This window comes from Eubacteriales bacterium (assembly GCA_041390245.1).
In the GTDB taxonomy this organism is placed as follows: Bacteria; Bacillota; Clostridia; order Christensenellales; family JAWKQI01; genus JAWKQI01.
Genome location: JAWKQI010000004.1, coordinates 175752 through 201423, shown reverse-complemented (window position 1 = coordinate 201423; position 25672 = coordinate 175752). Strand labels below are relative to the sequence as shown.

30 protein-coding genes, 2 tRNA genes and 1 other annotated feature are annotated in these 25672 nt (G+C 37.8%); of the genes, 13 read left to right on the top strand and 19 right to left on the bottom strand.

Annotated elements, in window-relative coordinates:
- Positions 1-8 precede the first annotated feature (8 nt).
- A complete protein-coding gene (locus tag R2876_06560) occupies positions 9-242 on the top strand; it encodes a hypothetical protein (protein ID MEZ4358264.1) in 234 nt (77 codons plus the stop codon).
- Between the two features lie 149 nt (positions 243-391).
- Here R2876_06560 and R2876_06555 read toward each other — a convergent pair.
- Both R2876_06555 and R2876_06550 read right to left on the bottom strand, forming a co-directional pair.
- Positions 392-482: transfer RNA gene (locus tag R2876_06555), tRNA-Ser, on the bottom strand.
- Positions 483-573: 91 nt separating this feature from the next.
- On the bottom strand, positions 574-1251 hold the full coding sequence (locus tag R2876_06550) for a GDSL-type esterase/lipase family protein (protein ID MEZ4358263.1): 678 nt from the start codon (positions 1249-1251) through the stop codon (positions 574-576).
- 195 nt (positions 1252-1446) lie between these two features.
- Between R2876_06550 and R2876_06545 the strand changes: the two genes are divergently transcribed.
- A complete protein-coding gene (locus R2876_06545) occupies positions 1447-2514 on the top strand; it encodes an undecaprenyldiphospho-muramoylpentapeptide beta-N-acetylglucosaminyltransferase (GenBank protein MEZ4358262.1) in 1068 nt (355 codons plus the stop codon).
- 42 nt (positions 2515-2556) lie between these two features.
- Here R2876_06545 and R2876_06540 read toward each other — a convergent pair whose 3' ends face one another.
- From R2876_06540 to cdaA, 5 genes are read right to left on the bottom strand one after another with little or no spacing between them, the layout of a single operon-like run.
- Positions 2557-3462, bottom strand: a complete 906-nt coding sequence (locus R2876_06540; GenBank protein MEZ4358261.1) for a cysteine synthase family protein — start codon at positions 3460-3462, stop codon at positions 2557-2559.
- A 51-nt stretch (positions 3463-3513) separates the two neighbouring features.
- Complete coding sequence (locus R2876_06535) at positions 3514-4194, bottom strand: ATP-binding protein (GenBank protein ID MEZ4358260.1); 681 nt, start codon at positions 4192-4194, stop codon at positions 3514-3516.
- 17 nt (positions 4195-4211) lie between these two features.
- Positions 4212-5807: an FAD-dependent monooxygenase gene (locus R2876_06530; protein ID MEZ4358259.1), complete on the bottom strand. Its 1596-nt coding sequence runs from the start codon at positions 5805-5807 to the stop codon at positions 4212-4214.
- Between the two features lie 13 nt (positions 5808-5820).
- A complete protein-coding gene (locus tag R2876_06525) occupies positions 5821-6774 on the bottom strand; it encodes a CdaR family protein (protein MEZ4358258.1) in 954 nt (317 codons plus the stop codon).
- A 27-nt stretch (positions 6775-6801) separates the two neighbouring features.
- On the bottom strand, positions 6802-7617 hold the full coding sequence (gene cdaA, locus R2876_06520) for a diadenylate cyclase CdaA (GenBank protein MEZ4358257.1): 816 nt from the start codon (positions 7615-7617) through the stop codon (positions 6802-6804).
- 155 nt (positions 7618-7772) lie between these two features.
- On the opposite strand from cdaA, the gene R2876_06515 reads away from it, so the two are divergent.
- The 4 genes from R2876_06515 to R2876_06500 are packed head-to-tail and all read left to right on the top strand — an operon-like array spanning position 7773 to position 10068.
- The gene (locus R2876_06515; protein MEZ4358256.1) at positions 7773-8006 is read left to right on the top strand and encodes a DUF3006 domain-containing protein; all 234 of its coding nucleotides are present in this window, start codon (positions 7773-7775) and stop codon (positions 8004-8006) included.
- 18 nt (positions 8007-8024) lie between these two features.
- The gene (locus R2876_06510) at positions 8025-8510 is read left to right on the top strand and encodes an NfeD family protein (GenBank protein MEZ4358255.1); all 486 of its coding nucleotides are present in this window, start codon (positions 8025-8027) and stop codon (positions 8508-8510) included.
- Between the two features lie 27 nt (positions 8511-8537).
- Positions 8538-9533, top strand: coding sequence for a flotillin-like protein FloA (gene floA, locus R2876_06505; GenBank protein MEZ4358254.1), 996 nt, complete (start codon positions 8538-8540; stop codon positions 9531-9533).
- Between the two features lie 10 nt (positions 9534-9543).
- Complete coding sequence (locus R2876_06500) at positions 9544-10068, top strand: hypothetical protein (protein ID MEZ4358253.1); 525 nt, start codon at positions 9544-9546, stop codon at positions 10066-10068.
- Between the two features lie 73 nt (positions 10069-10141).
- On the opposite strand, the gene rplL is transcribed toward R2876_06500, so the two are convergent.
- From rplL to R2876_06455, 9 genes are all read right to left on the bottom strand, one after another.
- Complete coding sequence (gene rplL / locus R2876_06495) at positions 10142-10513, bottom strand: 50S ribosomal protein L7/L12 (protein MEZ4358252.1); 372 nt, start codon at positions 10511-10513, stop codon at positions 10142-10144.
- Between the two features lie 28 nt (positions 10514-10541).
- Positions 10542-11078: a 50S ribosomal protein L10 gene (gene rplJ / locus R2876_06490; GenBank protein ID MEZ4358251.1), complete on the bottom strand. Its 537-nt coding sequence runs from the start codon at positions 11076-11078 to the stop codon at positions 10542-10544.
- Between the two features lie 14 nt (positions 11079-11092).
- Positions 11093-11232 (bottom strand) — a sequence feature (ribosomal protein L10 leader region).
- A gap of 48 nt (positions 11233-11280) precedes the next feature.
- Positions 11281-11976 (bottom strand): 50S ribosomal protein L1, encoded by a 696-nt coding sequence (rplA, locus tag R2876_06485; protein ID MEZ4358250.1) that lies wholly within the window; start codon positions 11974-11976, stop codon positions 11281-11283.
- 55 nt (positions 11977-12031) lie between these two features.
- Positions 12032-12457, bottom strand: coding sequence for a 50S ribosomal protein L11 (gene rplK, locus R2876_06480; GenBank protein MEZ4358249.1), 426 nt, complete (start codon positions 12455-12457; stop codon positions 12032-12034).
- Between the two features lie 74 nt (positions 12458-12531).
- Positions 12532-13062, bottom strand: a complete 531-nt coding sequence (gene nusG / locus R2876_06475; GenBank protein ID MEZ4358248.1) for a transcription termination/antitermination protein NusG — start codon at positions 13060-13062, stop codon at positions 12532-12534.
- Between the two features lie 168 nt (positions 13063-13230).
- On the bottom strand, positions 13231-13497 hold the full coding sequence (secE, locus tag R2876_06470) for a preprotein translocase subunit SecE (GenBank protein MEZ4358247.1): 267 nt from the start codon (positions 13495-13497) through the stop codon (positions 13231-13233).
- 19 nt (positions 13498-13516) lie between these two features.
- Positions 13517-13666, bottom strand: coding sequence for a 50S ribosomal protein L33 (gene rpmG, locus R2876_06465; GenBank protein MEZ4358246.1), 150 nt, complete (start codon positions 13664-13666; stop codon positions 13517-13519).
- Between the two features lie 174 nt (positions 13667-13840).
- Complete coding sequence (tuf, locus tag R2876_06460) at positions 13841-15052, bottom strand: elongation factor Tu (GenBank protein MEZ4358245.1); 1212 nt, start codon at positions 15050-15052, stop codon at positions 13841-13843.
- Between the two features lie 43 nt (positions 15053-15095).
- Positions 15096-15169: transfer RNA gene (locus R2876_06455), tRNA-Gly, on the bottom strand.
- A gap of 264 nt (positions 15170-15433) precedes the next feature.
- On the opposite strand from R2876_06455, the gene R2876_06450 reads away from it, so the two are divergent.
- Genes R2876_06450 through R2876_06435 form a run of 4 tightly spaced genes read left to right on the top strand, consistent with a single transcriptional unit; the run spans position 15434 to position 19271 of the window.
- Positions 15434-15622, top strand: coding sequence for a hypothetical protein (locus R2876_06450; protein MEZ4358244.1), 189 nt, complete (start codon positions 15434-15436; stop codon positions 15620-15622).
- Positions 15595-17232 carry a Na/Pi cotransporter family protein gene (locus R2876_06445; GenBank protein ID MEZ4358243.1) on the top strand — a complete coding sequence of 546 codons (1638 nt, stop codon included), beginning with the start codon at positions 15595-15597 and terminating at the stop codon, positions 17230-17232. Before R2876_06450 ends, R2876_06445 begins: the two co-directional genes overlap by 28 nt.
- A gap of 35 nt (positions 17233-17267) precedes the next feature.
- A complete protein-coding gene (locus tag R2876_06440; GenBank protein MEZ4358242.1) occupies positions 17268-17930 on the top strand; it encodes a response regulator transcription factor in 663 nt (220 codons plus the stop codon).
- A 15-nt stretch (positions 17931-17945) separates the two neighbouring features.
- Entirely contained in the window at positions 17946-19271 is a 1326-nt protein-coding gene (locus R2876_06435; protein ID MEZ4358241.1) for an ATP-binding protein, read from the top strand.
- 26 nt (positions 19272-19297) lie between these two features.
- Here R2876_06435 and R2876_06430 read toward each other — a convergent pair whose 3' ends face one another.
- Together R2876_06430 and R2876_06425 are read right to left on the bottom strand one after the other, a co-directional pair.
- Positions 19298-20707 (bottom strand): 2-isopropylmalate synthase, encoded by a 1410-nt coding sequence (locus R2876_06430; protein MEZ4358240.1) that lies wholly within the window; start codon positions 20705-20707, stop codon positions 19298-19300.
- Positions 20708-20749: 42 nt separating this feature from the next.
- Positions 20750-21943 carry a pyridoxal phosphate-dependent aminotransferase gene (locus R2876_06425; protein MEZ4358239.1) on the bottom strand — a complete coding sequence of 398 codons (1194 nt, stop codon included), beginning with the start codon at positions 21941-21943 and terminating at the stop codon, positions 20750-20752.
- A 266-nt stretch (positions 21944-22209) separates the two neighbouring features.
- On the opposite strand from R2876_06425, the gene R2876_06420 reads away from it, so the two are divergent.
- Positions 22210-23097 carry a DegV family protein gene (locus R2876_06420; protein MEZ4358238.1) on the top strand — a complete coding sequence of 296 codons (888 nt, stop codon included), beginning with the start codon at positions 22210-22212 and terminating at the stop codon, positions 23095-23097.
- 61 nt (positions 23098-23158) lie between these two features.
- Positions 23159-23290 (top strand): hypothetical protein, encoded by a 132-nt coding sequence (locus R2876_06415; protein MEZ4358237.1) that lies wholly within the window; start codon positions 23159-23161, stop codon positions 23288-23290.
- Positions 23291-23459: 169 nt separating this feature from the next.
- Here R2876_06415 and R2876_06410 read toward each other — a convergent pair whose 3' ends face one another.
- The gene (locus R2876_06410) at positions 23460-24977 is read right to left on the bottom strand and encodes a 2-isopropylmalate synthase (GenBank protein MEZ4358236.1); all 1518 of its coding nucleotides are present in this window, start codon (positions 24975-24977) and stop codon (positions 23460-23462) included.
- Between the two features lie 417 nt (positions 24978-25394).
- Here R2876_06410 and R2876_06405 point away from each other — a divergent pair, with 417 nt between their 5' ends.
- On the top strand, positions 25395-25553 hold the full coding sequence (locus R2876_06405) for a hypothetical protein (protein ID MEZ4358235.1): 159 nt from the start codon (positions 25395-25397) through the stop codon (positions 25551-25553).
- Positions 25554-25672 lie beyond the last annotated feature (119 nt).

Below are 25672 nucleotides of genomic sequence, written 5' to 3'. Positions count from 1 at the left end.
GAGAACTCATGAATCATCTAAATAAGAGCATGACCTTAGCCGAATCAAAATTTATTGATTTTGCACTGGGGCACATTGACAATGATGAGGGGGTAAAAATCATGGAGCACTATTTATTTCATGGTACGCAGATACAAAGGAATTACTGCGCTTTATATTTCGGCAGGCGGGGCGAATACCTCATCATCAGAAAAGCATACGATGAAGGGCTGATTGACGCAAAACAAGCCTTTTCAAGGTGAATAGCTTAGTGGCTTGTTATATGAATAATGTAATTGATTAGCTTTCGTTAATCGGTATTTTGTATCTTGTAAGAGAAGTATCCCTTAAACCTTTTTCAGACTGAAATAAAAAATAGGACAAACGATAAAGTTTGTCCTATCGATGTTTATGGCGGAGAGGGGGAGATTCGAACTCCCGGTACGCTATAAACGTACACGGCATTTCCAGTGCCGCACCTTAGACCACTCAGACACCTCTCCTTGAGTCCAAAGATCTAAATACATTTGCTTTACAAGTCCGGATTTTATTTTAACAAATGGCGGCAAACTTTACAACACATTTTTTATAAGATCATACACTTACATCATCAGAATCAGATTTTAAATTAAATATCTCCTTAACTTTAGAAGCGACAGCTGCTGCCAAATCCCTTTGCCCCTGAGGCGTTAAATGAATAGAGTCTTCGTCGCTTGCACGTACATGGTCGGAAGCTGCCAAAAACTCGATATCGTATTCGCTAGATAGCTGGTTATAGTATTGCTTTAACTCCTTTGAATATTTAGATGCAGTGTTGTCATACTCGTAACCAAAGGCGGAATTTTTTATATCCTTTTCTATTTCAACAGGAGAAATAACTAAAATCTTGGGAGGTTTGCCGTTTTGGCCGTCTCCAAAAGCTAAAATCTTATCACATATTAAGCTTAATCCCCTGGTTATAATTATGGGGTTAGCATTATAAAAACATTTTAAATCGCTTGTTCCGAGCATTATTATTATCAGGTCAAGCGGGCTATGTGACATAAGGCAAAAATCCATAGTCTTTAGTCCATTCTTGTTTTCATTAAAAGGATCGTTAAAGACTGTTGTCCTTCCGCACATATTTTCTTCGATTATTTCAAAGTCCATTCCAAGCATGCTTCTCATTATAGACGGCCAGCGGTTCTTTTCATCGTAACGCTGCCCCTGCGTATCCTCAGATGGTGAAAATCCCCAGCAGTTTGCGTCTCCATATACCATGATCCGTTTCATATGATAAAATCCTCCAAAAGTTTATATAATTATATTATAGTCTATCACTGCATCTTTAAAAATCAAATAATAAATCTTAAATTTATTGTAAAAGCAAAACTGCTTTATTAAACTAAAAAAGTGTTATATAATATCTTTGCTCGTATTTAAAGACGATTTATTTACACGCCAAATAAATGTAACTGGGGAAATTTTATGATAAAACGAATAGTGATGACCGGCGGCGGCAGCGCAGGGCACGTTATGCCAAACATAGCATTAATGCCGATACTTAAAAAGCATAATTACGACATATGTTATATCGGCTCTAAAAACGGCATTGAGAAGGAAATAATAAAAAAGGAAGGTATTCCCTACTATGAAATCAGTACGGGTAAATTAAGAAGATATTTGAGCCTTAAAAATGTAACAGATCCGTTCCGTATATTAAAAGGATACTTTTCTTCAATCAAGATACTAAAAGAATTAAAACCGCAGGTAATCTTTTCCAAAGGCGGCTTTGTTTCCGTTCCCGTCGTTTTTGCCGCAAGCCATTTAAAGATACCGGTTGTACTGCACGAATGCGATTATACGCCGGGGCTGGCAAATAAGCTTACTATACCAAAGGCAAAAACCGTATGCGTTTCTTTTAAAGATACTTTAAAATATATATCCGGCAATAAAGCTGTTTATACTGGCACGCCGGTCAGGCCTTCTATTTTAACGGGAGATAAAAAAGCCGGCCTTGATTTCCTTGATTTTAAAGATAATAAACCAATTTTATTAATAATGGGCGGAAGTTTGGGAGCACACGCAATAAACACCGTTGTAGACAGTATTTTGCTTAAATTAATATCTTCTTTCAACGTAGTCCACATACGCGGCAAGAATAATTTAAACAACGAATTAAAAAATATAGAAGGCTACCGCCAGTTTGAATATATAAACGAAGAACTAAGCGATATATTTGCCGCAACGGATATAATGATATCGCGTGCGGGGGCAAATGCAGTCTTTGAAATACTGGCATTGCGTATCCCTGCGCTTTTAATCCCGCTACCAAAATCTGCAAGCCGCGGAGACCAGATACTCAATGCAAAGTATTTTTCTAAAAATGTCTATTCTTCTATTTTGTTTCAAGAAGATCTAACCGAAAAAAGCCTTTTAAGCAAAATAAACGCCCTTTATCACAAAAAAGAAAAATATATAAAAAATATGAGATCCGCGACCAAGAATTTAGCAGAAGAGAAAATAGTTGAGCAGATTCTAAAAGCTATCGAATAAAAAAAGCAGCCAAAATGGCTGCTTTTTTAAAATTTAAATTTTTTAATTTTTCCCGGTAAAAAGATTTGTGCTTAAATACTTTTCTCCCCTGTCCGGGAATATGCAGACTATAACGCCGTTATCTATTTTCTCTGAAACTTTATATGCCGCAAGAGCCGCCGCTCCAGATGACATCCCGCAGAAAATCCCTTCCTGACGGACGACCTTCCTGACCATTTCAAAAGCCTCTTCCGTATCTATCATAATAGTTTCATCGATAAGTTCAGGGTTATATATACTTGGGACTATCGCTTCTTCCATATTTTTAAGTCCCTGGATATAGTGCCCTTTAACCGGATGTGCGCAGACAACTTTGATGTCCGGCCGCAGTTCCTTTAAACGCGTACCAATACCCATTATAGTTCCAGATGTACCGATAGCAGATACGAAATGTGTAACTTTACCGTCTGTATCGGCGATTATCTCTTCTGCCGTAGTACTGTAGTGCGCAAGTTTGTTAAAGCGATTAGAAAACTGGTCTGGCATAAAATATTTATCCGGAAACTCCGAAACTTTCTTTCTGGCAAGGCGAATTGCTCCGTCTGTGCCTTCTTTTGCAGAAGTTAAAGTTATACTCCCGCCGAATGCCTTTATCATGTCCTTGCGTTCTTTTGATACTGCCTCGCTCATAACTATTTCTACATTATAACCTTTTAGCGCGCCTATCATAGCAAGGCCTATCCCCGTATTACCGGATGTTGGCTCTATTATTGTCTTGCCCTTGGTTAAAACGCCTTCTTCCTCGGCTTGCTCAATCATCTTAAGTGCTATTCTGTCTTTTATGCTGCCTGTCGGGTTGAAGCCTTCAAGCTTTGCATATACTTCTACGCCGTCCTTTTTTATGACATTATTTATCCTAACAAGCGGCGTATTCCCGATTGTATCTAAAATTGTATCGTAGACTTTCACCTATGCTCCCCCTTAAAGTGTTTGAAATATTATAATATATTATGTTTTATGCTATTCTTTTTGCCAATATGGCCGCATGTATATATTTATCGGCATCAGTTTATCTGTATACTCGGGAAAACGTCTTTTAAATTCCTCCAAAACAGTACTTTCCCCGGAAATGTAACTTATAGGGATACCGGTTTTCTCACTTAAACCAATAGCTACTTCCTGGCCGTAAATCAAATCTTCAACAGATGTCTCGTCTGCTAAATTCGTATTGTTAATTATTCCGTCAACTTTTAAATGCGAAACGTATTCGATAGAATTAAGCATCTCAAGCGTTTCGTCTATGCTGCCCTGAAGCGGCCGCCTTGCGTTTAAAACAAAGTATAGCTTAACATCGCTTTTAACAGCATCTATCTTATGTTTCAGCGCACCAAGCGCAGTGGCCCCTGCCGGGTCTCCCCCGCAATCCATAACTACATAGCTTCCGCTATCAAATACAGCGTAAATATCGACTGGCAAAGATGGCAAATCCACATTTGAATTAGCTCCCGGCGGCATTATGACCCTTATGCCCTTTTCATTCAAGAGTTCTTTGTGTTCAGAAGAACGAAAATACGGGTTTACTATATCAATGTCAGCTAAAATAACGTCTTTCCCCTGATCCTTTAATTTAAATGCAGCGTTTAACGCTATCTCCGTTTTTCCGCTGCCATAGTTACCGACAAATATCGTTATTTTATTCATTTTTTCTCCTAAAAATCCTAATAACAGGGTTTATAATTTCTTATTATATATTCAGCTATCTTTAAGCCGTCTACCGCAGCCGAAACTATCCCACCTGCATAACCTGCACCTTCACCTGCCGGGAAAAACCCTTTTAAGCTTACAGATTGGTAATCTTCTCCTCTAAGTATACGCACAGGCGAAGAAGTTTTGCTTTCTATAGCAGTTAAAACTGCATCGCCGTCGTCAAAGCCGCGAAAGCTTTTTCCAAAGGCTTTTATTCCCTGGCAAAGCGAATGCGTTATAAAATCCGGCAGACATTCACTTACGTTAGATAACTTGGCATATGGTTTGATGCTAGGCTTTATCGCCCCAAAATGCTTTCCTGCCCTGCCAATCAAGAAGTCTTCCAGCCTGCTTGCCGGAGCGCCGTAACCTTTTGCCATATCAAAACACACTTTTTCCCACTTGCGCGTAAGCTCTATACCGCTAAGAGGACTTTTGTCCATATCTTCTTCATTTACAGTAACTACGACTGCGCTGTTAGAGTTTTCCATGTCCCGCGCAAAGTGGCTCATGCCATTTACTGAAACTGCCATCTCTTCGCAAGACGAATTTATGACTTCTCCACCCGGGCACATGCAAAATGTATATACGCCCCTGCCATTAAAGGTCTTGGATAATCTATATTCAGCCGCGCCAAGCCTGGGGTTTGAAAAAAACTCCCCATATTGTACTTTATCTATTAATTCCCTTTTGTGCTCTATCCTAACTCCAATTGCAAACGGCTTTTTCTGTATGAAAATCCCGCTGTCATAAAGCATGTATATAGTATCCCTGGCACTTGAGCCTAAAGCTGCTATTAAAAGTTTGGTGTTTTCAGTGCTTTTTGCGTTTTTATCTTCTAATATAACTGAAGATACACTTTGATTAGCATCTGCTTTTATAGCTTTTAATTTGGTGTCAAACCTAAACTCTGCCCCGGCTTTAATGGCTTGCCGCCTTAAATGTACGATAGCTTTTCTTATGTTTTCCGTGCCCACATGCGGGTGTGCCAAATATGTTATTTCTTTTGGTGCGCCTGCCTTAACTAATTTCTCTAGCACACTTAAAACGCGCTTGTCTTTTATTCTTGTTGTAAGCTTTCCATCGGAAAACGTACCTGCACCGCCTTCTCCGAAACATACGTTGCTTTCAGGTAGAAATTTACCGCTTTCCTTTAGGTCGTTAAACTGGCTTTCACGCTTAGCCATTTCACTTCCGCGCTCGATTACTATGGGTTTAAACCCATACTCAGACAATAAACTGGCGCAAAAAATGCCACATGGCCCCGCCCCAACTATAATAGGGCGTTCATGCAGCTCGTTTTCACCGGTAGGCAAAGCCTGTGCATCAGTTAAAGATTCCATCTCAAACCCGGGCATGCCTTCCTCTTCTTTTGCGTTCTTTAAATAAACGTAAAGCGTATAACTAAAATGCACATTAGTTTTCTTTCTGGCATCAACAGATTGTTTTAAAATTCTAAAGCGGCTTATACGGTTTGAATCTATACTTAATTTTTTAGCCGCCGCTTTTAACAGCGAATTATCATCACTGTCAAGCGGCAGTTTTATTTCTTTCACTATTATCGGCATAACTTTAACGTCTCTAGCTTTCTATCTTGCCTATATGTACTACGACTGTTACATCTCCGTTCTTAACTATCTTTACTCCGTCTATTTCCTTTACTGACGCACTTACCGTAAAGTCTTTATCAGTACGATTTATATATATCGTCTCTAAATACGCTTCATCAATCGTATCTAAAATATCCTGCGGCCCTGCTATCTCCACTTGAGAGGGAGTTACAGTAACACCCTTAACCTCGTATCCATCGGCTAAAAGCTCCGTTCCTGAAATAGAATCCATTGCATTAATATAAACCGATTTTTTAGGCAGTACCTCCATGTTTACAACGACAGATGGGAAAGTATCTTTAATATAGACGTTGTCTAAAATGTTCCCTTCAGAATCATAAACATCTACAGGCATACTCTTATTTATATCGCTGGTTACATCGTCTAAATTAATAGTTACGATGCCTTGTTCCGCTTTTTCTATATCTACACGAGCACCGGATATTACAATAGTATCGCTGTCTAGTGTTGGTTCTCCATAATAATAGCTATCCGAATCGCCGCCGGATAATTCATATGTTACAGGTATCGTCCTGCTTATCTTTTCATCTATATTTACTTCAACATATGGTTCGATTATGGCTTCTACATTCCCGTATTGCGTAGTAACCGATACAGGCACCTGATAAGTACCTGTTCCGCTTATTACAGATAAATCTATAACAGGCATAATATTATCTTCCGTTACCTTCTGATAATCGCTGCGCCTTACTTCTACAGTTATATCTACAGTTGTATCAAGGCCCTCAATGCCTCCTATAATAGCGTACCCATTTTGTTCTATGGTTGAAGCATTCTCTATCCTTATAGGAATATCTTTTATAGTTACACTATAATAAGGATTTGTCTCGCTCATTACATAGCTCCAGATGAGCACTGCAAATATTATCGCTGCACCTTTTAATACCCAATTATTTTTTAACATCGAAAAGAATAATTTTATGTATTTCACTTAAGCCTTCTTCACCTTCTTCTTTATGTTGATAGGAACAGACTTAGCCATATTTTTTCTGAAAAATATATCTTCTAAAACTTCTTTTAATTGCTTTGAATCCATATAACGTGTTAACTTCCCGTCGTATGCCATAGATAGTATTCCTGTTTCTTCAGAGACTATAATGGTTGTACTGTCTGATACTTCCGAGATGCCAAGTGCAGCTCTATGCCTTGTCCCCAAATCCTTTTCGAGTTTCTTGTTATCGCTTAACGGCAGGAAACATCCTGCTGCAACTAAGGTTGTCCCACGGATTATAACAGCCCCATCATGAAGCGGGGTATTTGGCTGGAATATATTTTCAATAAGCTCCCCTGATATCTGTGCATTTAAAATAGTTCCTGTTTCAATCACATCTTTTAAGCCAACTTTTTGTTCAAAGACGATTATCGCCCCTATTTTTACTTTAGACAAATTAAGCAGGGCTTTTGACACGGCCTCTACACAGTGCTCGGCAGATTCCAGCACCTCACCGTTTACATAAAATAGCTTTCCTCTTCCGATACGCTCAAGCGCACGCCTTAGTTCCGGCTGGAACAAAATTACTACTACAAGCGCCCCGGCGTTTATTACGTTATTTAAAAGCCATGTAAGTGTTTGTAAACTGAGCCATTCACTAATTCTTGATACTATAAACAGTATGCCAAGCCCTTTTAAAACCTGCATAGCGCGTGTCTTGCTGGTAATCTTTAAAATGCCATAAATAACAGCCGCGACTATAATGATATCTATTATGTCACGTATGCTTACAAGCGCAAGACTATTTTTTATCATATCAATAAATTCAGACACTTTTACCCCACATTAAATATAATTAATTATTATTTATTATATCATTTTATGTAAAAAATGACTAATATTTTTTTATATTAGGTTTTCCATTATTTAAAGTGTTTGTTTTTTGCATATTTTAATGATAAAATTTATATATGGGTAGTTCTTTACATATAACTAAAAAAGGAGTTATAGACAGATTTGAAGGTGAGAATGCAGTAGTACTTGTAGGCGATGAACGTATCCTTTTAGACCGCTCAAAGCTTCCGGTAAATGCCAGGGAAGGATCTCATCTTTTGTTCTTAAAAAAAGGCATATCCATAGACAAAGAAAGTGAAACTAAGGCTCGCGAAAAAGTTAAATCTCTTTCAGATGAGCTTTTTGAATAATTATTTGAGGTATTTTATATGGATCTATTTGCTGTTATAAGTATCCCAGCAGTGATTTGCTTTTTAATTGGTATTGGGCTTTTATTTGTTGAAATGTTCGTCCCAGGTTTTGGTATTGCCGGAGTTTCGGGCATAATACTATTAGTAGTTTCTATACTCTTGCAGGCACAGAGCCTATTAGAAGGCCTGATTCTATTTTTAGCAATAGGGATTTTAGTAACTATCTTGGCACTTATCTTTTATCGCAGCGCCACAAAAGGCGCTATAGCAAAAACCGATATAGTGCTTAAAAACGAAATCAATTCCAACTCAAATATTCCTTTTTCTTTTGAAAAAGGAATAACAGGGAAAACTTTAACTACCCTTCGCCCGGCTGGAAGTGCGATATTTAATGGAATCAAAGTAGACGTTTTAACAGACGGCGAATACATAGCAGCAGGTACAACAGTAGCCGTTTCACAGATAGAAGGTAACAGGGTGTTTGTCACAGAAGTTAAAGACTAAAAATATTAATTTACAAGGAGAAAAAAAATGAATGATGCCAGTTCACTATTAATTATCATTGGAATTATTGTCGCTGCAATAATACTTCTTTCAATCTTCTTTAGTTTTGTACCAATAAGGCTTTGGATCTCTGCTCTTGCTTCGGGCGTTAAAGTTAAGATCTTTAGTTTAGTGGGTATGAGGCTTAGAAAAATTCCGCCTTCTAAAATAGTTATACCTTTGATAAAAGCAACAAAAGGCGGCTTAAAGTTAAATCAAAACGATTTAGAAGCACACTTTCTCGCAGGCGGTAATGTAGACCGTGTTTCAGATGCGCTCATTGCAGCCCAAAAGGCAGCAATACCTCTTGATTTTAAAAAGGCCACAGCAATAGACCTAGCCGGCCGCGATGTACTCCAGGCAATACGTATGAGCGTAAACCCAAAAGTCATTGAGACCCCTATAGTTGCTGCTATTGCAAAAGACGGCATAGAGCTTCGTGCAAAAGCCCGTGTAACTGTTAGAACGAATATTAACAGGCTTATCGGCGGCGCAGGCGAAGAGACCATTATCGCCCGTGTAGGCGAAGGTATCGTTACAACTGTCGGTTCTTCCGGCACACATAAAGAAGTTCTGGAAAATCCGGATAGGATTTCAAAGACCGTTTTAAGCAAGGGCCTTGATGCCGGAACCGCATTTGAAATACTTTCAATCGACATAGCCGATGTAGATGTCGGCAGAAATATCGGTGCACAGTTACAGATAGACCAGTCTGAAGCTGACAAGAAAATAGCCCAGGCAAAAGCTGAAGAGCGCCGTGCAATGGCAGTTGCTACGGAACAAGAAATGAAAGCTAGAGTCCAGGAAATGAAAGCAAAAGTTGTGGAAGCAGATGCAAACGTTCCTATCGCTATGGCCGAAGCATTGAGAGCCGGAAAATTAGGTGTTCTTGATTATTACAACATGAAAAACGTAATCGCAGATACTAATATGAGGGAATCTATTTCCGGAAATGTGACCGATTCGGATAAAAAAGATAAGTAAGGTGTTTTAAATGGATGGAGTACTTACTCTTATAATCGTTATTGGCGCTGTAATTTCTATTATCAACGCATTTAAGAAAAAAAATCAGCGGGATGAAAAATCTGACAATAACAACGAAGCTAATAACAGGCAAACAGTTAATACTGATGATATTAGCCAATTTTTCGGTTATAATAAGGCGCTTAATTTCTTTGAAAAGCAGTTTCAGCAAGAAACTGAGCAGGACATAGAAGTTAAAGATATGGGGTTTCAAGATGAAGAAGCGCTTCCGAGCCTTGAAGGCACATCTCTTGAAAATCAGGAAATGACGTTTTCCGTGCCACCGGTAAACTCTATTAAAACAGAACCAATAAAAGAATGGTCATCTCCTGTTTACGTATACGATTCAAATGCCTATAAAGAACATGATTATGATGATGCTTTAAATGAAACTGCCGGTAAAAGTACATTTTTAAACTTATTTTCAACCAAAGACGAGATAACCCGGGCAGTAATTTATTCGGAAATTTTAAGACCTAAGTTTAAAAGATCATAATTTAAAGAAAATAAAAAAGCAGCCTAAAAGGCTGCTTTTTTATTTGAGAGATGTTTAATTAAATTATATTAAATTACTGAAGTTCGATTGTTGCTCCAACTTCTTTAAACTGTGCAACAAGCTTATCAGCGTCTTCCTTGGAAACGCCCTCTTTAACTTTCTGAGGAGCTCCGTCGACCAAATCCTTAGCTTCTTTTAATCCAAGGCCGGTAATTTCACGGACAACTTTGATAACTTTAATCTTTTCAGCGCCTACTTCTTTTAATACTACATCAAACTCGCTCTTTTCTTCAGCAGCAGGAGCAGCACCGCCAGCAGCAGGAGCAGCTACAGCTACAGGAGCAGCAGCGCTTACGCCAAATTCCTCTTCCAAAGCCTTAACTATTTCAGCTAATTCTAAAACTGTCATGTTTTTTATTTCTTCGATAAATTTTGCTTTATCCATTTTTTGTTTCCTCCATAAAATATGTTAATTAGTTTTCTTTTACATTTTTAACTGCATTCAATGCATATACAAGGTTTCTCGGAACGCCGGACAATGCCATAACAAGGCCGGTAATAGGTGCATTCAAGCTTCCAAGCATCTTTGACAACAATTCTTCTCTAGAAGGCAATGTAGCCAAGGATTCCACTCCTTTTACATCCATAACCTTTCCGTTTAAAATACCGGATTTTATCTGAGTTTTCTTGAGTTTTTTAACAAAGTCAGATAATATTTTAGCTGGTGCAACCGGATCATCATAACTGAAGGCAACCGCTGTGGGGCCTTTTAAATAATCGTCTACCTTATCATATTCAAGTGCATCTGCAGCCCTTTTAAGCATGGTATTCTTTATTACCTTATACTCAATATCCTTTGCTCTAAACTGATTTCTAAGCTCAGTTGCTTCTGCAACTGTAAGACCGATGTAATCATAAAAAATGACTGCCTGAGCTTTTTTCATCTTTTCAGCGAGCTCATCTACTATAAGCTTCTTCTCGTTGATTATTTCTTTTGACAATAATTTCACCTCCTTATAGCTTCTTTAAAATAACAAAACCCTTTTTACAAACAACCAAAACAGCAGCTATAAAAAGGGTTAAATAAACCTTTTTCTACCTCGGCTGGCAAAATTTTAAGCGTTTTCACGCACCTGCTGTCTTAGGCTTAAATATTTAATTTTGACAAAATATATTTTACCCTAATTTATAGGATAAAGTCAACAAAAGTTTTTAATTTAAAAACTTAAGCGGATTGATTTTAATTCCAGGTCCCATAGTTGAAGATATTGCTACGCTTTTCAAATACGTTCCCTTTGCAGATGAAGGTTTAGCCTTAACTATAGCTTCCATCAACACTTTAAGGTTTTCAGATAATTTTTCGCTTCCAAAGCTCTTTTTACCGATAGGAACGTGAACTATAGACGTTTTGTCTACCCTATATTCAACTTTACCGGCTTTAATGTCGTTAACAGCCTTTGCTATATCCATTGTAACCGTACCTGATTTCGGGTTAGGCATTAAACCTCTTGGTCCTAAAATCCTAGCTATTTTACCTACAACTCCCATCATGTCTGGTGTTGCGACACATGCGTCAAAATCCATCCAGTTTTCTTTTTGGATCTTTTCTACCATCTCTTCTGCCCCAACAAAATCTGCTCCGGCATCCGTAGCATCTTTTGCCTTGTCGCCTTTAGCAAAAACTAAAACACGGACTTTTTTACCAGTTCCATGCGGTAAAACGACAACGCCTCTGACCTGCTGATCTGCATGACGCGGATCAACGCCTAATTTTGCTGAAAGCTCTATCGTCTCGTCAAAATTTGCTTTTGCAGTTGAAAGAGCTAACTCAATCGCTTTTTCTAAATCATATAGCTCGGTCTTTGTGTAAGTTGCCGCGCTATCTAAATATTTCTTTCCTCTTTTCATTTACTACCTCCTTGGTGGTTACTCGGCCGTTTAGCCTCCCACTTTCTAAAAAAGCTTAGTCTACAACCTCAACGCCCATACTTCTAGCAGTTCCAGCAATCATGCTCATGGCTGAATCAACGCTCGCTGCATTTAAGTCTGGCATTTTAAGTTCTGCAATCTCTTTAATTTGTGCTTTAGTGATTTTGCCGACTTTCTTTTTATTAGGTGTGTCAGATCCACTTTCTAATTTTATTGCTTTTTTAATCAACACCGCTGCTGGCGGAGTTTTAGTAATATATGAAAACGATCTGTCTGCATAAACCGTAATTACAACAGGGATTATAAGCCCTGCCTGTTTTGCCGTTTTCTCATTAAAGTTTTTACAAAACTCCATTATGTTTACTCCGTGCTGACCTAGTGCCGGCCCAACCGGTGGTGCAGGAGTTGCCTTTCCGGCAGGCAACTGAAGTTTTATATAGCCGGATATCTTTTTTGCCATTTAAATAGCCTCCTTATAGCGTGATGTGGTATATGCGGGTTTAACCCTCCCACGTATAAAAGCAAATAATGCCCTTATAATCTCTTTATCTGAACAAAGTCTAATTCAACGTCTGTATCTCTGCCAAACATAGACACAGTAACTTTCACTTTTTGTTTTTCCACGTTTATTTCTTTTACTATTCCAATAAAGCTCTCAAGCGGCCCCGTAGTTATCATTATGTTATCGCCTAAATCTACATTCAAGCTTATCGGTATAGCTTCAACGCCCATTGCCCTAACTTCTTTATTTGTAAGAGGTATGGGTTTAGACCCCGGCCCAACGAAGCCGGTAACTCCCCTGGTGTTTCTGACAACATACCAGGAATCGTCTGTTAAAAACATCTTAACCATAACATAGCCAGGAAACATCTTTTTTAAAATGTGTTTCTTCTTGCCATTTTTAACCTCGATAGATTCTTCCATAGGAACTTTAACTTCTAATATAACATCGTTAAGCCCGCTGTTTTGTATGGTTTTTTCGAGGTTTGCCTTAACTTTATTCTCGTATCCAGAATAGGTATGAACCACATACCAATATGCCTTAGTAGTTTTTTCCTGCTTAATAAAAACGTCATGACGTTTTTTCTGCTTTTCTTCACTTAAAGACTCTAAAGCATCTAAATCCTCTTCTGAATTTGCTTCTTGTTTCTCATCTTCTAATTCAATTGTATCTAATTCTTTTTCTTCTACCATTGGCACAACAAAAGGAAAACTCCTTTTAAGCCTCCTAAATTATTTAAGTAGTAATTTCCAAACTTGCGATAAAACAGTGTCAACTACAAATATTATCGCACCCATTACCAAAATAAAGATTATGACTGCGCTAGTATGCTTAACTAAATCCTTAAACGTAGGCCATGTAACCTTTTTGAGTTCAGAATAGACCTCTTTAAAGAACCTGATGATACTTTTTCTCTGTTTTTTCTGTTTTTTCTGCTGACGCTTTTTAGCTTTAAGTTTAGCTTCTTTTTCGCTTCCTAACAGCTTGGTTTTTGCCATAGTATTTACATCCTAAAATTTATTTTGTTTCTTTATGAGAAGTATGCTTTCTGCAAAATCTGCAGTATTTACGCATTTCCAGCCTGTCTGGATCGTTCTTTTTATTCTTCATTGTATCGTAATTTCTCTGTTTGCACTCAGTGCATGCCAGCGTTACCTTAACGCGCATATCAAAAACCTCCAATTTAAAGCAAACTAAAAAGGCCATAAGGCCCTCCGATTGCATGAGTTCCTTATTAGATTATCACATGCGCCAAACATTGTCAACGCATCTTATTTATTTTTTATATTTAAGCAAGGAGAATAATTTTTAAAAATTCTCCTTGCTTAAATATTATGTCAATTATTCAATAACCTCTGAAACGACTCCAGCTCCTACTGTTCTTCCGCCTTCTCTTATTGCAAATCTTAATCCTTCTTCTATCGCTATCGGCGTTATTAACTTTATCTCCATCTGGATGTTGTCTCCCGGCATTACCATCTCTGTTCCTTCTGGTAATTCGATTACTCCTGTTACGTCTGTTGTCCTGAAGTAAAACTGCGGCCTGTATCCATTGAAAAATGGTGTGTGCCTTCCGCCTTCTTCTTTGGTCAGTACGTATACTCCGCTCTTAAAATGTGTGTGCGGATGTATTGATCCCGGCTTTGCTAATACCTGCCCTCTTTCGATCTCTGTTCTTTGTATGCCTCTTAACAATACTCCGATGTTGTCTCCTGCTATTGCCTGATCCAGCAGTTTCCTAAACATTTCTACTCCGGTTACTACTGTGCTTTTAGGCTTGTCTGTTAATCCTACTATCTCTACGGTATCCTGTACCTTTACTACGCCTCTTTCTACTCTCCCTGTTGCTACCGTTCCTCTTCCTGTTATTGAAAATACGTCTTCTACCGGCATTAAGAACGGCTTATCTGATGCCCTTTCCGGTGTTGGTATATAGCTGTCTATTGCATCCATTAATTCAAAGATACATTTGCAGTCTGGATTATCTTTTACATCTTCGCCTGTCTGTGCTGCTTCCAATGCCTTTAATGCGCTTCCCTTTATAACCGGTATATCGTCTCCCGGAAATTCATATGCAGATAACAGTTCCCTTACTTCCATTTCTACCAACTCTAAAAGTTCCGGGTCATCTACCATATCTACCTTGTTCATGAATACTATGATGTACGGTACTCCTACCTGTTTTGCCAACAGTATATGTTCTCTTGTCTGCGGCATTGGGCCGTCTGCTGCTGATACTACTAATATAGCTCCGTCCATCTGCGCTGCTCCTGTTATCATGTTCTTTACATAGTCTGCGTGTCCTGGGCAGTCTACATGTGCGTAATGCCGGTTATCTGTCTCGTACTCTACGTGCGCTGTGTTTATCGTTATTCCTCTTTCCTTTTCTTCCGGTGCTTTATCGATTTCATCATACTTCGTTGCCTGCGCTTTCCCGTACTTTGCCAATACCGTCGTTATCGCTGCTGTCAACGTTGTCTTCCCATGGTCTACGTGCCCTATCGTCCCTACGTTTACGTGGGGTTTCGTTCTTTCAAACTTTGCCTTTGCCATTTTTATTCTCCTCCAAGTGTTTTATCTTTTTATTCCGCATTTTTGGAGCGGGTGATGGGAATCGAACCCACGTAACCGGCTTGGGAAGCCGACGCTCTACCATTGAGCTACACCCGCGCGCCCATGCTTAATTATTTATTTTATATTCTTTATATTTTTTTGTCAACGTTTAATCTGTCAGTTAAGTAACCCAATTATTCTTCCTTATATAATATATATATAACAAATATTTTGGTAATTATTTTTTTCATAAACTTAACCTTTTCTTATTATAAATTTTATATTAATATATAATTGATAGTTTTTATTTTACACAGATTTTACATTTAGGTGCATACGGATTTTACTTTTTTAACTTAAACTTATTAAAGTAATAAAGTAATGTGGAAAGGTATCGTCGGCGGATGTAGTGCCGGCATGGGGAATTTAATGAGCATATTTTCAATTTTATCACTTATTGGCGGGCTAGCTGTTTTCTTATATGGAATGCACCTAATGGGGGATGCTCTTGAAAAGCAATCTGGAAGTAAATTTAAACACATATTAGAAAAACTATCATCAAGTCCTTAAGGGGCGTCCTGCTTGGTGCAGGCGTTACTTCTATAATTCAATCCTCTTCAGCAACGACAGTCATGGTCGTTGGTTTTGTAAATTCCGGTATAATGAAATTAAGACAGGCAATTGGGGTAATAATGGGAGCAAACATCGGAACTACCGTTACTGCCTGGATACTTAGTTTGGTCGGGATCCAAGGTGATAGTATTTTAATAAAACTGTTAAAACCTGCATCTTGGTCTCCTGTAATCGCTTTAATCGGCGTTATATTTATTCTATTTTTAAAAAGCACTAAGAAAAAAGATGTCGGCACAATAATGATAGGCTTTGCCATACTGATGCTGGGGATGGAAACGATGTCTTCAGCCGTAAAGCCTTTAGCCGATATTCCCGAGTTTACAAATATATTGACACTGTTTTCAAACCCGCTCCTAGGGGTTTTGGCCGGAGCATTAATTACCGGCATTATACAAAGTTCTTCTGCATCTGTCGGTATTTTACAGGCACTGTCATTAACCGGCAGCATGACTTATGCAACAGCTATGCCAATTATTATGGGCCAAAACATAGGTACTTGCATAACTGCGCTTTTGTCTGCTATTGGAACTAATAAAAATGCAAAACGCGCTGCTGTCGTTCACCTTTATTTCAATATAATAGGTACGGTGACTTTCCTGACATTATTCTATTTGTTAAATTATATATTTAACTTTGCATTTGTAAATTATACGATCAGCCCAATCGGCATCGCAGTAGTTCACAGTATCTTTAACATACTTGGTACCTCTGTATTGCTGCCGTTAACCAAACAGCTTGAAAAGCTTGCGTGCTTAACTATAAAATCTAAAGACACCGGGCCTGAAGAAATCCAGCTTCTAGACGAACGCTTTTTATCAAATCCGTCATTTGCAATTGCTCAGGCCAAAACAGTTGCCCGTTCAATGGCAGAAAACGTTCGTGATTCGCTTATCCTTTCCCTTGATAACATGAAAAACTACAGCGAAACAAATGCGCAAAACATACTGGAATCCGAATCTAAAGTAGATATGTATGAAGATAAGCTTGGTACATATCTAGTAAAACTAAGCGGCAAAGACTTAACGGATAAAGACAGCCATGAGGCCTCAAAACTTCTTCATTGTATAGGAGATTTTGAACGTATCAGCGACCATTCTACGAACTTACTGGAAGTAGCCCAGGAGATGCGCGATAAAAATATAGTATTCTCCGATGAGGCAAACAAGGATTTAGACGTTATATATTCTGCAGTTAGAGAAATACTAAATACTGCAATCAAATCTTTTACAGACGATGACTTGACCCTCGCGGCTCAAGTAGAACCTTTAGAAGAGGTTATAGACCTGCTAAAGGCTCAAGCTAAGACAAGACATATAGACCGTTTGCAAAAAGGCACCTGTACCATAGAGCTGGGCTTCATATTTGCAGATCTTCTTGCAAACTTAGAAAGGGTGTCGGACCACTGCTCCAACATTGCTGTATGTATAATCGAAGTAAGCAAAAACAGCTTTGATACCCATAAATACCTAAATTCTATCAAAAGCTCAGGCGAGACTACTTACTCAAGGCTATTTGAAGAATTTAAAAATAAGTATACTTTATCATAAGTGCTTTAAACCTTTTAAGCTGACAAGGCGGTATTATGATCTATATAGTAGAAGATGATATAAATATACGGCAAATGGAAAGCTATGCTTTAAAAAACAGTGGCTATACTGTTTTAGAATTTGGTGACGCAAAAAGCTTTTTTGCTGAATGCAAAAATCAGCTTCCTTCTTTGGTTATTTTAGACATAATGCTTCCAGGCGAAGACGGTTTTGATATTTTGAAAAAGTTACGGTATGATGCCCTAACTAAAAATATCCCCGTAATTATCGTTACTGCAAAAGTCAATGAGTTAAACATAGTCAAAGGGTTAGACTACGGTGCAGACGACTATATAACAAAACCTTTTGGAATTATGGAACTTATATCAAGGGTAAAAGCTATTCTTCGCCGTACAAATATGGAAACCCAGATGTTATATAAATTTGGGAATGTTACGTTAGACGATGAAAAACATTTAGTTACAGCGGATAATACGGTATGCGACCTCACTTTTAAGGAATACGAACTGCTTAAATACCTACTTGCAAACCCATGTATAGTTCTTTCCAGGAATAAATTGATGGATAAGGTCTGGGGAACAGAGTTCGAAGGCGAAAGCCGTACTGTAGATATGCATATAAAAACTTTAAGGCAAAAACTCGGTAAATGCGGTGAAATCATAAAAACCGTTAGGAATGTAGGATATAAAATAGAATAAAAAGGATATTCTTAAATGAAAAAAAGGATAACTACCCTATTTATAGCTATAATTTTATTGTCAATTCTTATAACTACGGTATTTATAACCGTAATTTTCAAAACATCATTTTACGAACAGGCTAAAAATAATATACAATCAAACTCTAAATTAATCGCCCTAAATTATAATAACTCAAACGGCTATGATGAACTAACTACTTTAGGTTTAGATAATCTGCGTTTAACCATTATATCTACATCCGGAAACTTAATATTTGACAGCGGTACAGATATTGCGCAGGCAGACTACAGCCTAAATGCCACCGAAGTTAAAAGCGCAATTAATACCGGCAGCGGAGAATCGATACACGTGTCCGATGCTAATGGGTATGAAACATATTACTATGCAATAAAGCTAAGCGACGATAATATACTGATAACATCAATAAAATTAGCTGACTTATATACTGAATATAATCAAGCGGTATTTACGATAATAATTGTATCCTTGGTATTGATTTTACTTTCCGGCATATTATCGATACTGTTTACAAAGAGAATAGTCCAGCCTATTGAGGCAATGGCACATAATATCGATGAGATAGACAAAAATATTCCGTACAAAGAACTGGAACCTTTTGTTTTGTCTATTAAAAACCAGCATTTGCAAAAAATAGAGAATGCACGTATCCGCCAGGAATTTACGGCAAATGTCTCCCACGAATTAAAAACGCCTCTAACATCTATATCCGGCTATGCGGAAATGCTTGAAAACGGAATGGCTAAAGACGAAGATATAGCGGATTTTGCCTCTAAAATACATAATGAAGCAGGCCGCCTTATTTCACTCATAGGCGATATAATAAAACTTTCGGAGTTAGACACTCCATATTCAAATACAGATTTTGAAATTATAGACCTGTTTTCACTTGTAGAAAATACTGTTGAACTGCTCTCTTTTAATGCAGAAAGGGCAAGCGTAAATATATCTGCAAAAGGGTCTGCCTGCCTGGTTAACGGGAAAAGGGATATGCTGGAGGAGCTTATCTATAACCTATGCGACAATGCAATACGTTACAACAATAAAGATGGTTCTGTAACCGTCTCTGTTTTCAAGAGCGAAGGCTGCCCCGTGCTCCGAGTAAAAGATACCGGAATAGGCATTCCCCTTGAACTTCATGAAAGGATATTTGAGCGTTTCTATCGTGTAGACAAAAGCCGAAGCAAGGAAACCGGAGGCACCGGCCTTGGCCTTGCTATCGTCAAACACGTTGCTATACATCATAATGCAAAGATAAAAGTAGTAAGCCAGGTGGGTCATGGCACACAAATAGATGTAATATTCCCTCCGGTAATTTAAAAGCAGCCTTTAAAGGCTGCTATTAATTATTTCTTATTTTTTTTAGATGATATGTCATAACAAAGGGAATGGTGTAACTCAGGATCTATCTCTTTTATTATTGCCTCAAGCTCATTATCGCCATAAGTCGTAACTCTGCCTTTTGCAAACTCGTCGTCTATGTATTCCTTTATCTTAACTATTATCTTATCCTTCTTGTCTATTTTATTATCTGCATCTATTGCAAAATGTGCATTTATCCAGTGTGCTATTCCAGCGAGGCCGGAATGTGCATCGACTAAAACAACTGCAGGGCGATTAAGTATATGCTGTGTGTCAAATATATTGTATATCTCTTCGTCCTTTAGAAGCCCGTCCGCATGAATACCAGCTCTTGTAGCATTGAAATTTCTCCCTACAAAAGGCGTCTTGGAAGGGATATGATACTTTATTTCTTTCTCAAAATAATTAGCTATCTCGGTTATAACGGATAGGTCCATTCCTCCTGTATTACCCTTTAACTGTGCATATTCAATTGCCATGGCCTCAAGAGGGCAGTTCCCCGTTCTCTCTCCTAGACCTAAAAGCGAAGCATTTACGCTTGAGCATCCATACAGCCATGCTGTAACAGAATTGGTAACCGCCTTGTAAAAGTCGTTGTGCCCATGCCATTCTAAAAGTTCACTGCTAAACCCGGCATAAAACCTTAAACCGTATACGATACCCTGTACGCTTCTTGGAAGCGCAGCCCCGGGATAAGATATCCCGTATCCCATTGTGTCGCATATACGTATCTTTATTGGTATTTTAGTTTCGTCCATAAGTTTTTTAAGCTCAGATGCAAAAGGAACGACAAAACCGTAAAAATCTGCTCTCGTTATATCTTCAAAATGGCAACGCGGGCGTATGCCTTTATCAAGCGCCATCTTTACCACGCCTAAATACTTGTCTATAGCCTTAGAGCGTGTCAAATTCATCTTTTTAAAAATATGATAGTCCGAACAGCTGACTAATATTCCGGTTTCTTTAACGCCTATCTTCTTAATAAGTTCAAAATCACTTTCAGATGCACGTATCCAAGTCGTTATCTCTGGAAACTTGTAGCCTAACGCCAGACATTGTTCAACGGCTTCCCTGTCCTTTGCTGTATATACGAAAAATTCGCTCTGACGGATCAAACCATTTGGCCCGCCCAGTTTATTTTCAAATTTAAATAGATCCACTATCTGTTTAGACGTAAAAGGCGCACGGGACTGCTGCCCGTCCCTAAACGTCGTATCTGTCATCCATATATCTTCCGGCATGTTCATAGGTACTACCCTATGGTTGAAAGAAACTTTGGGTACTTGTTTATATTCAAACATATCTCTGAATAGCTGTGGGTCTTTAACGTCTTGCAACGGATACTGAAAATCGTTTTCCTCCAGTAAATTGGATTTTTTATCTAATACTAACATTTAACTCAATCTCTTTCCCTTTAATATTCTAGCTTTAACCTTTTACTTAAGCATATCCATAAATTCACTAATACGCTTTATGCCATCGGTTATATCTGCTTCCGATAATGCATATGAAAGCCTTACATAGTTGTCTGCTCCGAATGCAGCTCCCGGTATAACTGCAACCAATACGTTTTTAATCAGTTGCTCTCCAAAATCTGCCGATCCTGAAATTACCTGCCCGTTTATCGATTTGCCTATGGCTCCGCTTATGTTTACCATTACATAAAACGCACCTTTAGGGCGTATATAGCTTAAACCAGGTACTTTATCTAAAAGCGAACAAATCAAATTTCTTCTGTTGTCAAATACTTTGACCATATCTTTAATAAAATCATCATTTCCCTTTAATGCAGCAACGCTTGCATATTGTGCTATACTGTTTGGGTTTGAAGTTGCATGGCTTTGGTAAGAACCCATAGCTTTAGCCAGCTCCTTGTTGCTTGCAGTGTATCCGATCCTCCACCCTGTCATTGCGTAAGCCTTGGACATACCGTTTACGACTATTGTGCGCTCCTTTATGTCTTCTCCCAAAGATGCAATGCTTACATGTTCATTTCCATCGTAAACCAGTTCTGAATATATCTCATCTGAAATCACATACAGGTCGTTTTCTACGGCTATTTTCGCTATTTCCTCAAGTTCCTTTTTAGTGTATACACAGCCGCATGGGTTAGATGGTGAATTTAACATAATAGCTTTTGTATGGCTAGTTATAGCTTTTTTGAAATCCTCAATTGTCGGCTTAAATTCGTTTTGTTCCTTTCCTTCTATATATATAGGAACACCGCCGGCCATTTTTATAAGTTCAGGATAAGTAAGCCAATAAGGCGAAGGCAAAATGCACTCGTCCCCTGGATTTAATATTGCCTGGCATATATTGAAAAGCGAGTGTTTTGCACCATTGGACACAACTATACAATCCGCCTCATATGAAAGGCCGGATTTTTTATATAAATTTTCAGCTATAGATGTCTTTAACTCTCTGGTTCCAGACGCAGGAGTATATTTCGTAAAGCCTTTGTCTATAGCTTCTTTGGCTGCATCGCATATAAAACCGGGTGTAGAAAAATTCGGTTCCCCTGCCCCAAACCCTATTACATTTTTACCGGATGCCTTTAATTCTTTTGCTTGGGCGGTTATTTTAAGCGTTAATGAGGGTGATATTGTTAAAACCCTATCAGATAGTTTCATGTGTTCCTCCATATATTTTAAGAATGTTGTCTAAACATTTATTTCAAATCATACTATATATTATTATATAATGAAGTAATTTGCAAGTGTATTTTTTAAAAATTGCATTTTTTTAAATTGGATATTTCATTTTTTTTAAATTATTTTTTTGCCCAATAATAAATTAATTGTAAAAAATACCGCAAAGTATTGTAATTTTTGGCTTCATGATATAATATTAAGCTAATACTTAAGTCGTAAAATAAACCTTTTAAAGGAGAAATTAAATGAATAACTTTATCATTTCTGCCTGTTCTACAGCAGATCTTCCCCTTAAATTCTTTAAGGAACACAATATACCTTGCCTTTATTATTCATTTATTATTAATGACAAAGTCTATTCCGATGACTTAGGCACCACAATGTCATATGAAGAGTTTTATAATAGAATCGATGAAGGTGCAATGCCAACGACTTCGCAAGTCAACGTAGATACATATGTAAATACATTCGAACCTTATTTAAAAGATGGTTTAGATATACTGCATTTATCATTTTCATCCGGATTATCCGGTTCTTGTGGTAGCGCGTTTTCCGCGGCAGAAATATTAAAAGAAAAATACCCGGATAGAAAAATATACGTTATAGATACTCTTGCTGCATCTTTAGGCTATGGGCTGCTTGTCAATTACGCCGTGTCAAAGAAAGATGCCGGCGAAGACATAGATAAGATATATAACTGGATTAATGAAAATAAACTTAACCTTAACCATTGGTTCACAGTTAATGATTTACAGCATCTAAAGCGCGGCGGTCGTCTTGGCAGCGGTGCTGCATTACTAGGAACGCTTCTTCATATAAAACCAGTACTTCATGTAGATAACAAAGGAAAATTGATTCCTGTAAGTAAAACTGCAGGGCGTAAGAAATCTTTAAATGAATTGGTATCCAGAATGGAAGAGATGATAGTCAATCCTGATGGCCAGGAAATATTTATCAGCCATTCTAATTGTATAGAAGATGCAAATTACGTTGCCGAGCGTATTAAAAGTCATATCCCCGGAATAAAAAGAGTCTTTATAAATATGATAGGCCCCGTAATCGGCAGCCATACCGGGATTGGGACTGTTGCCGTATTTTTCCTAGGCAAAAACCGTGAAGAATTTAAAGATTGATAAAAGTTTTGTAAATGTAAAAGAATAATTATTTATATAGAAGGATATTTGGAGGAAAACAGTGAAAAATCTTATTATTACATTACTAGCCGTTATAGGCGTTGCTGCTATTATGTATTTTGGATGGGATTGGATATCTGCCGGCATACAGTCTTTATTCGATTCGGTTAAAGGGTTTTTTTCTAGTCTTTAGCAAAATTAGATTATTAAGATTCTTTAGCTTTCTTATATAATGCAAGTTTTTAGCAGTAATTATTCACTTTTAAATATGTAAACCAAAGGTCAATTTGTTTAATCGTTAATTATATTTAATGTTTAAATTTAATAAAAAACCGGCTTTTAAGCCGGTTTTTTATTACTTATTATTTGTTTGCATCTTGCCTTGAAATAATTTTATTAACGGCATGAAGCAATGCTAAAATACTGGATTCCAATATATCAGTAGAAAGCCCTCTTCCTATATACGTATTTCCATTATAGTTTACTTTAACCGTTACTTCGCCGAGCGCGTCTTCGCCCTGGGATACAGATTTTATCTTATAATCCATCAGCTTGAATTTCATCTGTACTATCTTTTCCACTGCTTTGTATGCCGCATCAACAGGCCCGTCGCCAAGAGAAACCTTTTCTACCATTTCTCCGTCGTGGTTTAAAACTATATTTGCAGTAGACGTAAGCGTATTTCCGCTGTTTATGATATACTTTTCAAGTTTGTAGTGCTTAACGGTCTGCGACTTATGTTCTACCAATGCCTCTATATCATAATCCGTAACTTCTTTTTTCTTATCGCAAAGTTTCTTAAACTCTTCAAAAGCTACATCCACTTCATCCTGAGCTAACCTGTAGCCAAGTTCACTTAATCTCTCCTTAAACGCATGAGATCCAGAATGCTTGCCAAGTATCATGCTGTTTTTAATAAGCCCTATTGATTCTGGCGTCATTATCTCATACGTTAAGCGGTTCTTCATGACTCCGTGCTGGTGTATGCCTGCCTCATGCGCAAAAGCATTAGCGCCAACTATCGCTTTATTCGGCGGAATGTTTACGCCTATGATACGCGACAACTTGTTACTAGAACGGTATAGCTGAGTCGTATCTATATCCGTATATGCGTCTAGGTATTGCCCTCTTGTTTGAATAGCCATTACCACTTCTTCAAGGGCAGCGTTCCCTGCACGTTCTCCTATACCGTTTATCGTACATTCTATCTGGGATGCACCTGCCTTAATTGCTGCTATAGAATTTGCAACTGCCATGCCAAGATCGTTATGGCAATGCACTGATACATCTACCCTGTCTATGTTTTCCACATTTTTCTTTAAATAAGATATAATGTCATACATCTCATCAGGAGTAGCGTATCCAACAGTATCAGGTATATTTACTACTGTTGCACCGCAATTTATCGCCATCTCCACCGCTTTTTTAAGGAACTCCCTGTCGCTTCTTGATGCATCTTCAGCTGAAAACTCCACGTTTGGCAAAAGCGACTTTGAATAGGTCACCATTTCACGTATTCTTTCCAAAACCTCATCCGGCTTCATCTGCAATTTATATTGCATATGAATATCTGACGTTGCGATAAAGGTATGAATCACCGGATTAGCAGCACCCTTAACGGCTTCATAAGCCGTATCGATGTCGCGTTTAACTGCACGGCAAAGTGATGCGACAGAACACTCTTTAATAACCTCTGCAATAGCCTTAACAGATTCAAAATCCCCGGGGCTTGAAATCGCAAAGCCCGCCTCTATAGTATCAACTTTGAGGCGTTCAAGCTGCTTAGCAATCTTTAGTTTTTCATTTAAGTTCATGCTGCATCCCGGCGATTGTTCGCCGTCTCTTAAAGTCGTGTCAAAAATTTTAATTTTTCTGGCCATTTTTACCACCTCATAAATTTATTTTTTATATAAAAAAACCTTCATCTCTATAAACAAAGAGACGAAGGTTTAATAACTTCCGCGGTACCACTCACATTAACGCAAAAATTGCGTTCACTTTATAGCGTCATAATATATAACGCTTGTTCCTTGATAACGGAGAACATACCCGGGCATTAATTGCCAGCTCGTAGGTGAGAGACCTATTTATAAGCATGCTGTCATTCCAGCTACCGACAGCTCTCTAAAAAGCTTTTAAAAGGTGTTTTATCCTACTTCATAGCATTTAAATTTGATTTTTAATATTTTATAACACTTATTTTAAAAAGTCAATACATTCCAAAATAAAAAACATTTATAAATATATATTTTGGAGATATTAATAATATATCAAAAATATCTGAGGAGGAAAAAATAATGGCCGAAAAAAAATGTAGCAACTGCAGAAGGCCTTTAACTGAAGAAGACGTAAGATACTGCTGTAGCTGTAATGCTCCCCTTTGTAAACTATGCTATGACAAAAAGAATGGTTACTGCGACAGTTGTGAGCTTAATTTTCCAAGAGTTATGTTTTAATATAAAAAAATAATCTTAAAAATAAAATCCGCTCGAAATATCGGGTGGATTTTTTGTAAAACATTTGAAATGTTATAATTCTTTTTATATAATAGGGTATGTGAATTTTTAGCAGGTTT